The following is an 11,326-nucleotide window of genomic DNA, read 5'->3' as shown; positions in this document are numbered from 1 at the left end:
GCCCATCACTTGATAAGCCCGGATGTGACTGCTTGCCTGGCTAGAGCGCGATCGAACATCCATGGCAGAACAAAATCTCTCAACTTGAGCAAGGCGAGTGGAAGAGCACCAGCAACCATTGCGAAAAGAAACGCTCGATGGACGAGTGTTGGATGAACGCCAGGAATGTAGTACGCAATGTACGAAGCAGCGCCAAGAAGGACTAGAACAGTTGCGAGGTTTAAGGCGTGAACCTCAGTTTTGTACTGACTCGTTGCCACCGCTAAATCAGAGAGATTCTTGAAGGTGGCATCGTCCAAAGAGTCAAGGATGCGATGCAGTGCTTCTTTGTCCATCCGTCAACTCTCCAATGGGCTCTAACTACCTAATAGACCTCAAAAGAGGCGGTATGCAACGAGTCTGCTCCTGAACGTCAAACCGGGTCAAACCCGGCACGTTCAATGGGTTGCACGGCACCGGACCTGCATATCCGCACAACCAAAGCGGTAACGGGTTTGGAGCCGCAAAAAAAAGCCCCGCAATCGCGGGGCTTTTCATTACCGATGATCCGGCCTCGGCTCAATCGCCAATCTGCTTCTGCAAGTGCTCCCAGCGCTCCTGCTCGTCGATCGTGCGCTCGGCGGTGAGGCGGGCTTCCAGGCGGTCCAGGCCGATCTCTTCGCCCGAGTCCACGCTGTAGCCGTACTCGCCGGCGTCCACGCGCTTGAGCGTGCTGTCGATCTTGCCGATCAGCTTGCGGTAGCGGTCGCGGGTGCGCAGCTCCAGCGAGTTCTCGGTTTCGCGGGTGGCGCGCTCGGCTTCGTCGCCGACGTCGCGCACTTCGTCCTTGAGGTTCTCGATGGTCTGCTTGGATTCCTCGACCAGGTCCGCGCGCCACGACAGCAGGCGCTGGCGGAAGTACTCGGTCATCAGCGGGCCCATGTACTCCTCGTCCGGGCCCGGGCGGTAGCCGTGGGGCAGGATCGGGCGGCCGGCGTCGTCGGTCTTGTACGGGATCACCTTGACCTTGCCGCGCGGCGCGGGCGCGGCCGGCTTGGCGGCCACGGCCACGGCGACCTTGCCCAGCGGGCGCGCGCGGGTCACCGGGCTGGCGGGGTTGCCGGCCAGCGCGGTCTTGACGCCGGCGGCGGTGGGCTTGGGATCGACCGGGGACTTCTTCTCCGGCCGGGCCACGGCCTTGGCGATCGGGCGCGACGGCGCCTTGGCCGCGGCCTTGGCGGCCGGGGCGGCGGCCCTGGCGACGACGGCGGGCTTGGCCGGCTTGCTGGCCGCGGCCGCCTTGGCGGGTGCGGGCTTCTTCGCCGGGGCGGCCTTCTTCGCTGCCGGCTTGCTGGCCGGGGCCTTGCTGGCGGCGGCCTTCTTCACCGGCGCCTTCTTGGCGGCGGCCTTGGGCGCGGCCTTCTTCGGCGCGGGCTTCTTCGCCACCGGCTTCTTGGCGGCGACGACCTTCTTGGCGGGTGCTTTCTTCGCCGCCGGCTTGCTGGCGGCCGGCTTTTTCGCGCTCGGCTTCTTGGCGGCGGCCTTGCTGGCAGCGGGTCTGGTGGTCTTCTTCGCGGCCTTGGCGGCCTTCTTCACTGGTTTCTTCGCTGCCACGAGCAGGTGTTCCTCTTGTTCCCTTGAGGCGGGAAAGCGCGCTGTTATACCCTGACCGGACTACAGCGGCAACCGCGCAAGCCTGCGCCTGCCCGCATTCACGCATCGTGATCGATCGCTTCCTCATCCTCTGCCTGCGCGGTTACAAACGCTGGCTCAGCCCGCTGCTGGGGCCGCGCTGTCGTTTCGTGCCCACGTGCTCGGAATACGCGATGACGGCGATCGCGCGCTTCGGTGCGCTCAGGGGCGGCTGGCTGGCGCTGCGGCGCATCGGCCGCTGCCACCCCTTCCATCCCGGCGGGCACGATCCGGTGCCCGGCGAGGATCCGGTCCCCTCCAGACAAGGAAACCCCGAATGTCCGAGACATTGATCGTCAACGCGCGACTGGTGAACGAGGGCCGCGAGTTCGACGGCGACCTGCGCATCCGCGACGGCCGCATCGCCGAGATCGGCAGTGGCCTGTCGGCGCGCGAGGGCGCGACGGTGGTGGACGCCGCCGGCCGCCGCCTGCTGCCGGGGATGATCGACGACCAGGTGCACTTCCGCGAGCCGGGGCTGGAATACAAGGCCGACATGGCCACCGAATCGGCGGCCGCGGTGGCCGGCGGCCTGACCAGCTTCATGGACATGCCCAACACCACGCCGCCGACGCTGGACGCGGCCGCGCTGCAGGACAAGTACGACCGCGCCGCCGGCCGCGTGTGGGGCAACTACGGCTTCTACATGGGGGCGAGCAACGACAACCTGGCCGCGGTGCAGGCGATCGATCCGCTGGCCACGCCGGGGCTGAAGGTGTTCATGGGCGCGTCCACCGGCAACATGCTGGTCGACAACCCGGAGACGCTGGACGCGATCTTCCGCGACGCGCCGGTGCCGATCATCACCCACTGCGAAGACACGCCCACGATCAACGCCAATCTCACCCGCTACCAGGCGCAGTACGGCGAGGACATCCCGGTGGCATGCCATCCGGACATCCGCTCGCGCGAGGCCTGCATCAAGTCGACGCGGCTGGCGCTGGAGCTGGCGCGCCGCCACGACACCCGCCTGCACGTGCTGCACATCTCCACCGCCGACGAGCTGGCGCTGTTCGAGCAGGGCCCGCTGGTCCGCGCCGACGGCTCGCGCAAGCGCATCACCGCCGAAACCTGCGTGCACTTCCTGCGCTTCGACCGCGGCGACTACGCGAAGCTCGGCAACCTGATCAAGTGCAACCCGGCGATCAAGGACGCCAGCGACCGCGAGGCGCTGGTGCGCGCGCTGGCCGAGGACCGCATCGACGTGCTCGCCACCGACCATGCCCCGCACACGCTGGAAGAGAAGTCGCGGCCCTACGCGCAGGCGCCCAGCGGGCTGCCGCTGGTGCAGTACGCGCTGCTGGCGGCGCTGGAACTGGTGCACGAAGGCCACCTCAGCAACGCCCAGGTGGTGCAGAAGTTCGCGCACGCAGCGGCGCAGCTGTTCGACGTGCGCGAGCGCGGCTACCTGCGCGAGGGTTACGCCGCCGACCTGGTGCTGGTGGAAGACGCGCCGCTGACGGTGCGGCGCGAGGACGTGCTGTCCAAGTGCGGCTGGTCGCCATTCGAGGGCATGACCTTCCATTCGCGGATCGCCTCGACCTGGGTCAACGGCGTGCAGGTGTGGGATGGCACGCGCCTGCTCGGCACGCCGCAGGGGCGGCGTCTGGAATTCTCGCGGTGAAGGGCGGGCGTGCGGTTTTCCGCGCTGGAAGCAGGTCCTTCACTGCGCCCGGGACGACAGTGGGGATTCGCGCATGCACTTGTTGAGTAAGCGCGTCACCTGGCTGCCGGGTGATCGCAATGCACCCCACGTTTGTGTCGTTCCGAGCCGCGGGCGCGGAACCTGCCTGCGCATCGCGCTGATGGCGGCCGCCCTCGCCTGCTGCGGCAACGCGTTCGCGCAGCAGGCCTCTGCGCTGGACGACTACCTGGCGGCATCGCAACCGGCGCCCCGCGTCGGCGACGGCGTCGCGCCCGTGCGCGCCACGCTGTTGCCGGCGAGCGCCTCGCAGGGGGCGCTGGTGATCGGCCGCGCCGATCCGGCGGCGACGGTCACGGTCGACGGCCGCGCGGTGCGGGTGTCGGACGATGGCGGCTTCGTGTTCGGCATCGGCCGCGACGCCACGGACGAGATCGTGGTCGTGGTGCGACCGCCCGGCACCGACGCCGTCGAGCATCGCGTCGCGGTGACGCCGCGCGACTGGCCGGTGGAGCGCATCGACGGCGTGCCGCCGAAGACCGTCAACCCGCCGCCGGCGATCGCCGCGCGGATCGCGCGCGAGCAGGCGCGCGTGGTCGCGCAGCGCGCCCGTGACGATGCCCGCGACGATTACGAGCAGGCGTTCACCTGGCCGGTGCGTGGCCGCATCAGCGGCCGCTTCGGCAACGCGCGCGTGTACAACGGCGTGCCCAAGGCAGGGCATTCGGGCATGGACATCGCCGCGCCCGCCGGCACGCCGGTGCAGGCGCCGGCCGCGGGCGTGGTGACCTTCGCCGACCCGGACCTCTACCTCACCGGCGGCACCGTGCTGCTGGACCACGGCCACGGCGTGAGCAGCAATTTCCTGCACCTGTCGCGGATCGACGTCAAGGTCGGCGAGCGGGTCGAACAGGGCCAGGTGATCGGCGCCGTCGGCGCCACGGGCCGCGCGACCGGGCCGCATTTGCATTGGGGGATGAACTGGTTCGACACCCGCGTAGATCCATTGCTGGTGCTGGAGCGCCCACGCTGAAACATCCGCGGCCGCTTGCCCGGCGTCGCGCGCGGCGGCGCGTTCATCACCATCCCAGCTTCATTTCCGCCTGGCGCGGTTCGACGTGCGCGTCGATCCGCTGCTGGTGCTGGAAGCTTCGGGCGCGCAATAGCGTTCCGAAGCCGGGAATTGTAGGAGCGGCTTCAGCCGCGACCCACGCAGCGGGTAGACCCCGTCTTTGGACGATCCGATCCCGGCCTGGTCGCGGCTGAAGCCGCTCCTACAGGTCTTCGCAGCCGCTTGGGGTGTCGATCAGCCGGCGTTGTGGCCGCTGACCCGCGCCACCGCATCGTGCGGGTGCAGGCTTTCGAAGTGGGCGACGCTGGCGTCGAAGCGCTCGATCCGCGGGTCGTCCGACAAGGTCGCGGCGACGCGGCGTGCGGCGTCCTCGCAGAACATCAGGTTGGCGGCGTTGAGTTCGGCGAAGGCCTGCTCGTCCTCGCGCTTGACCGCCGTCTGCACCGGGGTGCCGAGCGCGGCTTCCAGCGCGTCGACCAGCGCCGCCACCGGCAGTTCGTCGAACGCGTGCCGCAGTTCCACCCGCACTTCGGCGCGGCTGCGCTGGGCGTGCGGGGTCGCGGCCAGGCCGCGTTCGGACGCCAGCCATTCGCGCACGACCTCGGTGGACAACGGCCGCGCGGCGGCGAAGTCGTCGGCGAAGCGTTCGGCGTTGATCTGCCGCGACAGCGCGGCCGACGCCGGGCAGGTGCTGGAATATTCGACCGACAACGACAGCGCCAGGCGCAGGTGCCCGCCCTGCAGGGTCGCCTCGATCGTCACCGGGTAGCGCTTCCAGCCGCTGTGGGCGCTGGCCAGGGCGGCGCGCTGCAGCAGGTGGTCGTAGCGCAGCACCAGCTTCGCGGACGTCGACAGCCCCTGCTGCGATTCGACGAAGCCCTGCAGCACCCGGCGCAGGCCGGCCGGGGTGATGGTCTCGCTGGCGAACGCTTCCTGCAGGCGCAGGTACAGCCGCGACATGTGGATGCCGCGCGCCTGCGCATCGTGCAGGTCGACGGCGACGTCGACCGAGGCGGCCACCTGCATCGGCGCGCCATCGGCACCGGCGATCCGCACCGGCAGCGCGATCCGCTCCATCCCGACCCAGTCCAGCGGCCGCGCCAGCGCGGCGGCGTCGTGGGCGACGTCGGGCAGCGGCGAGGGCGAGGTCGGGGACATGGCCACGATGGCAGGGGCGTGATGCGAGGGGGCGACCATTGTAGCGGCTGGGCCGCGGGCGGCCGTCATGGGCCTGCAACGCTGCGTCGCGGCGCCAACACCTTTCGTTGCTGAAGCAGCGTCTGTGGGAGCAGCGTCTGTGGGAGCGGCGTCTGTGGGAGCGGCGTCTGTGGGAGCGGCTTCAGCCGCGAGCTCTTCCCAAATTATCGCGCCGGCCCAAGAGCTCGCGGCTGAAGCCGCTCCCACAACGGTGCCGGGTGCCGCTCCGCCGCGCCGCCCAGGAGCTCGCGGCTGAAGCCGCTCCCACAACGGCGGCGGTGCCGCTCCGCTCAGCCGCGGGCGGCCCGCCATGCGGTGGCCAGCGCCCGCCAGCGTGGCAGCGGCTGCGCCATCGGCGCGCCGGCGGCGCAGCGGCGCAGGCGTTCGCGCAGCAGCGCGGCGTGGATGCGGCCGGCGCGCGCGCCGTGGTGCGGCGGCGGCCAGCGCTGCAGCAGTTCCCGCGCCCACGCGCGTGCGGCGTCGTGCACGCTGGCGTCGGCGCCGACGCGCGCGCGCACCTGCAGCGGCACCGCGCCCTCGTCCAGCAGCAGGCGCTCGGCGAGCAGGCCGACGATCGCGCCGGTCGCCGGCGCCGGGGTGTCGCTGTCGTACAGGGTCGCCGCGATCCCGGCCACGCCTTCGGCGAAGGGTTCCAGCACCGCGATCGCCTCGTCGATGCCGGCCGCGGGTTCGCGGCTGGCCTGCAGCGCCGGCAGGCAGGCGGCGAGCAGCGTCCACGGCAACTCGAGGCGTTGCAGCACGATGCCGAGCGGGTGCCGGCGACGGCCCTGCGCCCAGCCCTGCAGTTCCTCGGCCCACCAGCCGAGCTTGGCTTCGCCCGGGCGCGGATCGGTGCCGCCCCAGGCGGCGTCGGTCAGTTCCTGGCGCAGCGCGAACCAGGCCAGCGCACGCTCGCGTTCGGCCCGCGGCACGAACACTTCGGCCACGCGCCACTCGGGCCAGCGCGCGCGCCACTTGTCGAGGAAGCTGGCGAGTTCCTCGCTGGCGCTCATCGCGAGTCCAGGGCCGGGATGGGTACTCATCGCGGCCGCGGCCATGCCGCCGGGTCAATGAGGGCGTGCGCGGAGGCCACCAGCGCGTCGCCCTGCCAGGTGGCCGGATCGTCGTGTTCGGGGCGATAGCCCCACAGCGCCACCACCGACGGCATCCCGGCGGCGCGCGCGGCGATGATGTCGCGTTCGTCGTCGCCGACGTAGGCGCAGTCGCCCGGCGCCACGCCGAGCGCCTGCGCCGCGTGCAGCAGCGGCAAAGGATCGGGCTTGCGCAGCGCCAGCGTGTCGCCGCCGACCAGCACCGCGCACCGCGCCTGCCAGCCCAGCAGCGGCAGCAGCGCGCGCGCCAGCGCCTCGGGCTTGTTGGTGACGATGCCCCAGCGGCTGCCGGAGCCCTCGATCGCGGCCAGCAGCGCTTCGACGCCTTCGAACGGCGCGCCGTGGCGCGCGAGCTGCTCGCGGTAGATCGCCAGGAACGGCGGCACCAGCGCTTCGCGCGCCGCCTGGTCGAGCCGAGGGAACGCCGCCGCCAGCATCGCCCGTGCGCCGCGCGAGACGTGCGGGCGCAGCTGGTCGGCGGCGATGGGCGCCTCGCCGCGTTGCGCGCGCAACACGTCGATGGTGGCGACGAAGTCCGGCGCGCTGTCGAGCAGGGTGCCGTCGAGGTCGAACAGCACCAGCGCCGGGAAGCCCGTCGCGCTCATGCCGGTTTCAGGGCGCAGGCGAGGTAGTTCACGTCGGTGCGCTTGCCCACCCGCGCCGCATTGCGCCACGGCTCGTACACCAGGCCGCTGACGTCCTCCAGCTCCAGCCCGGCGGCGCGCAGCCACGCGCCCAGTTCCGAGGGCTTGATGAAGTCGCGGTACTGGTGGGTGCCGGTCGGCAGCAGCCGGGCGATGTATTCGGCGCCGACGATCGCCAGCGCGAATGCCGCCGGGGTGCGGTTGAGCGTGGACACGAACAGGCGCCCGCCGGGCTTCAGCAGCGTGCCGCAGGCGGCGAGCACCGAGGCAGGATCGGGCACGTGCTCGAGCATTTCCATGCAGGTGATCGCGTCGTAGTGGCCGGGTTGCTGCGCCGCCAGGGCCTCGACCGAGCTCAGCCGGTAATCGACTTCGAGCCCGGATTCGAGCTTGTGCAGCCTGGCGATCTTCAGCAGGTCCGGGGCGAGGTCGATCGCGGTGACGCGGGCGCCCTCCCCCGCCAGCGCCTCGCTGAGCAGGCCGCCGCCGCAACCCACGTCGAGCACCGCGGCGTCGCGCAACGCCACGCGCGCGGCGACGTAGCCCAGCCGCGCCGGGTTGAGCGCATGCAACGCCTTCTGCGGGCCCTGGGGGTCCCACCAGCGGTGCGCGAGCTCGTTGAACTTGTCGAGTTCGGACTGGCTGAAATTGTCGTCGGCGGCGGATGGCTGGTTCATCGGATGTTCCGGTGGTCGTCCAGGACGCAGGGATGGACCTGTTTTCCTGGGGGCAAGCGCTCGCGGCTGAAGCCGCTCCCACAGGAGCCGCTCCCACAGGTGCCGCTCCCACAGGAGCCGCCCCCACGGAAGCCGCGCCTGCCATGAGCCGGCGCAAGGCGGCAACGGAGTCCTCGCTGCACTCGGTAAGACATGCTAGTACCCGGTCGCCGCGATCCGCGCCTGCCACTGGCGCGCGTTGGCGACCAGCGCCGCGGCGTCCATGTCCACCAGCGCGCGTTCGCGCAGCTTCGGTTTGCCGGCGATCCACACGTCGGTCACCTGCGGGCGGCCGGTGGCGTAGACCAGCTGCGAGACCACGTGGTGCAGCGGCTGGGTCTCGATCTGCGCCAGGTCGATGCAGGCCAGGTCGGCCTGCTTGCCGGGCTCGATCGAACCGACCAGGTGCTCGAAGCCCAGCGCCTTTGCGCCGCCCAGGGTGGCGGCGCGCAAGGCGCTGGCGGCATCCAGCGCGGACGCGTCGTTGGCCACGGCCTTGGCCAGCAGCGCGGCGGTGCGGGTCTCGCCGAACATGTCGAGGTCGTTGTTGCTGGCCGCGCCGTCGGTGCCGATGGCGAGGTTGACGCCGGCGCGCTGCAGGTCGGCGGCGCGGCAGAAGCCGGAGGCCAGCTTGAGGTTGGACTCCGGGCAGTGCACGACGCTGACGCCGCGCTGCGCGCACAGCGCGATCTCGGCGTCGGTGAGCTGGGTCATGTGCACCGCGATCAGGCGGTCGTTGACCAGGCCGAGCCGGTCCAGCCGCGCCAGCGGGCGCTGGCCATGCTCCTGCTGCGACTCGGCGACTTCGTGCGCGGTCTCATGCACGTGGCAATGCACCGGGATGTCGAGCTGGTCGGACAGCATCCGGATGCGCTCGAAGCTGGCGTCGGACACGGTGTACGGCGCGTGCGGCGCGAACGCGGTCGCGACCAGGCGGTCGCCGCGCCACTGGTCGTGGACTTCGGTGGCGCGGTCGAAATACTCGTCGTCGGTGCGCGCCCAGGCCGAGGGGAAATCGATGATCGGCAGCCCGACCCGCGCGCGGAATCCGTGGCGCTGGTAGGTCGCCGCCTGTACGTCGGGGAAGAAATAGTTCTCGTTGCAGCAGGTGGTGCCGCCGCGCAGCATCTCGGCGATCGCCAGGGTGATGCCGTCGGCGACGAAATCCGGCGCGATCAGCTGCGCCTCCAGCGGCCAGATGTGGCCCTGCAGCCACTCCATCAGCGGCAGGTCGTCGGCGACGCCGCGCAGCAGCGTCATCGGGTTGTGGACGTGGGCGTTGACCAGGCCGGGGATCAGCACGCCGTCGGGGCGCGACACGGTCTCGCCCGCGACGAACCGCGCGCGCGCCTCGGCGACCGGCAGCAGCGCGAGGATGGCCCCATCGCGGACCGCGACGGCATGGTCTTCCAGCACCACCCCGTGCGGCTCGACCGGGACGACCCAGCCCGCCTCGATCAGCAGGTCGCAGGCTTCCGCGCCGCGGGCTTCCGTCGTGCCGGGCGTCATCGCGTTACTTGACGCGCGAGACGTACTCGCCGGAACGGGTATCGACCTTGATCACCTCGTCCTGGGCGACGAACAGCGGCACCCGCACCACCGCGCCGGTTTCCAGCGTGGCCGGCTTGCCGCCGGTGCCGGCGGTATCGCCCTTCACGCCTGGATCGGTCTCGACGATCTTCAGCTCGACGAAGTTCGGCGGCGTCACCATGATCGGGGAACCGTTGAACAAGGTCACCACGCACTCCTCCTCGCCCTTGAGCCACTTCTCGGCGCCGCCCATGCCGGCCTTGTCGGCCTGGAACTGCTCGAAGGACTCCTGGTTCATGAAGTGCCAGTGCTCGCCGTCGGCGTACAGGTACTGCATGTCGGTATCGACCACGTCGGCCGACTCGAGCGAGTCGGTCGCCTTCATGGTGACTTCCTGCACCCGGCCCGAGCGGATCTGGCGGTACTTGACCCGGGTGAACGCCTGGCCCTTGCCCGGCTTGACGTATTCGGTGTCGGTGATGATCGCCGGCTCGTTGTTGACCAGGATCTTCTGTCCGTTCTTGACGTCGTTCATGCCCAGCGTGGCCATGGGAACTCCTGCAGGGCCGCCCCGCGAGGCGGCTAAAATGGTGGGGATCGGGGTCCGGATGCGCCTGGGCACCCCCGGAAAATGAAGCCGACATGATACCCGCTGCCTCCCCCACCCTGCAGCCAGCCTCGCAGGACACCGCCCCGCCGCCGCTCGACTGGCGGCGTGCGTGGCGCGAAGCCGTGCGCGATCCGCGCGAGCTGCTGGCGCTGCTCGGGCTGGATGCGCTGGCCGGGCGCGTGTCCGAAGCCGCGGCCGCGCAGTTCCCGCTGCGGGTGCCGCGCGGCTTCGTGGCGCGCATGCGCCATGGCGATCCGCAGGATCCCTTGCTGCGCCAGGTGCTGCCGCTGGACGACGAGGACCGCATCGTCCCCGGCTTCACCCTGGACGCGGTCGGCGATGCCGACGCCCGCGCCGGCCAGGGCGTGATCCGCAAGTACCGCGGCCGCGCGCTGCTGGTGGCGACCGGCTCGTGCGCGATCCACTGCCGCTACTGCTTCCGCCGCCACTTCCCCTACGCCGAGGAGACCGCGGCAGCGGGCCACTGGCAGGACGCGGTGGCCGCGATCGCGGCGGACCCGGGCATCGAGGAAGTGATCCTGTCCGGCGGCGATCCGCTGTCGCTGGCCACCCCCAAGCTGGCCGAACTCACCGATGCGCTGGCCGGCATCGGCCACCTCCGGCGCCTGCGCATCCACAGCCGCCTGCCGGTGGTGCTGCCCGAGCGCATCGACGCGCCGCTGCTGGCGTGGCTGCGCGGGTTGCCATGGCCGCTGGCCTTCGTCATCCACGCCAACCACGGCAACGAGTTCGACGCGGGCGTGGATGCCGCGCTGGCGCGGCTGCGCTCGGCCGGCACCGCGCGCGGCGGCATCGCGCTGCTCAACCAGGCGGTGCTGCTGCGCGGGGTCAACGATTCGGTCGAGGCGCTGGCGCAGCTCGGCGAGCGCAGCTTCCAGGCCGGCGCCCTGCCCTATTACCTGCACCAGCTGGACCGCGTCGCCGGCAGCGCCCATTTCGAGGTCAGTGATGATCGCGCCCGCGCCCTGCATGCGGCGCTTGCCGCGCGGCTGTCGGGCTACCTGGTGCCGCGACTGGTGCGCGAGGTCGCCGGCGACCCGGGAAAGCGCCCGCTGTAGCACGGCGGGCGGCGATTGGACGCGCTGCCGGGCATCGTGTAGAAAACGGTGAT

Annotated in this window: 12 protein-coding genes; 4 read left to right on the top strand and 8 right to left on the bottom strand. The window is 71.0% G+C overall.

The genetic code is table 11. The features are described 5' to 3' along the window. Positions 1-5: 5 nt before the first annotated feature. Both MQC88_RS00465 and dksA read right to left on the bottom strand, forming a co-directional pair. Positions 6-335: a hypothetical protein gene (locus tag MQC88_RS00465; protein WP_243318178.1), complete on the bottom strand. Its 330-nt coding sequence runs from the start codon at positions 333-335 to the stop codon at positions 6-8. A 223-nt stretch (positions 336-558) separates the two neighbouring features. Continuing rightward, a complete protein-coding gene (dksA, locus tag MQC88_RS00460; protein WP_243318176.1) occupies positions 559-1,593 on the bottom strand; it encodes an RNA polymerase-binding protein DksA in 1,035 nt (344 codons plus the stop codon). A gap of 107 nt (positions 1,594-1,700) precedes the next feature. Here dksA and yidD point away from each other — a divergent pair, with 107 nt between their 5' ends. From yidD to MQC88_RS00445, 3 genes are all read left to right on the top strand, one after another. Beyond that, the gene (yidD, locus tag MQC88_RS00455; RefSeq protein ID WP_243318174.1) at positions 1,701-1,964 is read left to right on the top strand and encodes a membrane protein insertion efficiency factor YidD; all 264 of its coding nucleotides are present in this window, start codon (positions 1,701-1,703) and stop codon (positions 1,962-1,964) included. Next, a complete protein-coding gene (locus MQC88_RS00450) occupies positions 1,949-3,295 on the top strand; it encodes a dihydroorotase (protein WP_243318171.1) in 1,347 nt (448 codons plus the stop codon). Before yidD ends, MQC88_RS00450 begins: the two co-directional genes overlap by 16 nt. 181 nt (positions 3,296-3,476) lie before the next feature. Further along, positions 3,477-4,346, top strand: coding sequence for a M23 family metallopeptidase (locus tag MQC88_RS00445; protein WP_425491510.1), 870 nt, complete (start codon positions 3,477-3,479; stop codon positions 4,344-4,346). Positions 4,347-4,619: 273 nt separating this feature from the next. Here the strand turns inward: MQC88_RS00445 and folE2 are convergent, their stop codons facing one another. From folE2 to efp, 6 genes are all read right to left on the bottom strand, one after another. Beyond that, positions 4,620-5,543, bottom strand: coding sequence for a GTP cyclohydrolase FolE2 (folE2, locus tag MQC88_RS00440; RefSeq protein ID WP_243318170.1), 924 nt, complete (start codon positions 5,541-5,543; stop codon positions 4,620-4,622). Between the two features lie 329 nt (positions 5,544-5,872). Then, on the bottom strand, positions 5,873-6,625 hold the full coding sequence (locus MQC88_RS00435; RefSeq protein WP_243318168.1) for an isoprenoid biosynthesis enzyme family protein: 753 nt from the start codon (positions 6,623-6,625) through the stop codon (positions 5,873-5,875). Then, positions 6,622-7,299, bottom strand: coding sequence for a phosphoglycolate phosphatase (gene gph / locus MQC88_RS00430; protein ID WP_425491509.1), 678 nt, complete (start codon positions 7,297-7,299; stop codon positions 6,622-6,624). Before gph ends, MQC88_RS00435 begins: the two co-directional genes overlap by 4 nt. Continuing rightward, a complete protein-coding gene (ubiG, locus tag MQC88_RS00425; RefSeq protein WP_243318166.1) occupies positions 7,296-8,015 on the bottom strand; it encodes a bifunctional 2-polyprenyl-6-hydroxyphenol methylase/3-demethylubiquinol 3-O-methyltransferase UbiG in 720 nt (239 codons plus the stop codon). Before ubiG ends, gph begins: the two co-directional genes overlap by 4 nt. 195 nt (positions 8,016-8,210) lie before the next feature. Next, positions 8,211-9,563: a TRZ/ATZ family hydrolase gene (locus MQC88_RS00420; protein WP_243318163.1), complete on the bottom strand. Its 1,353-nt coding sequence runs from the start codon at positions 9,561-9,563 to the stop codon at positions 8,211-8,213. Between the two features lie 4 nt (positions 9,564-9,567). Continuing rightward, on the bottom strand, positions 9,568-10,134 hold the full coding sequence (efp, locus tag MQC88_RS00415) for an elongation factor P (protein ID WP_243318161.1): 567 nt from the start codon (positions 10,132-10,134) through the stop codon (positions 9,568-9,570). 92 nt (positions 10,135-10,226) lie between these two features. Between efp and epmB the strand changes: the two genes are divergently transcribed. Beyond that, positions 10,227-11,273 (top strand): EF-P beta-lysylation protein EpmB, encoded by a 1,047-nt coding sequence (epmB, locus tag MQC88_RS00410; RefSeq protein ID WP_243318160.1) that lies wholly within the window; start codon positions 10,227-10,229, stop codon positions 11,271-11,273. Positions 11,274-11,326 lie beyond the last annotated feature (53 nt).

Source organism: Cognatiluteimonas sedimenti (genome assembly GCF_022808325.1).
Taxonomy (GTDB): domain Bacteria; phylum Pseudomonadota; class Gammaproteobacteria; order Xanthomonadales; family Xanthomonadaceae; genus Cognatiluteimonas; species Cognatiluteimonas sedimenti.
Note: the sequence above shows the minus strand (reverse complement) of the source record. Positions and strands in the feature narration are given on the sequence as shown.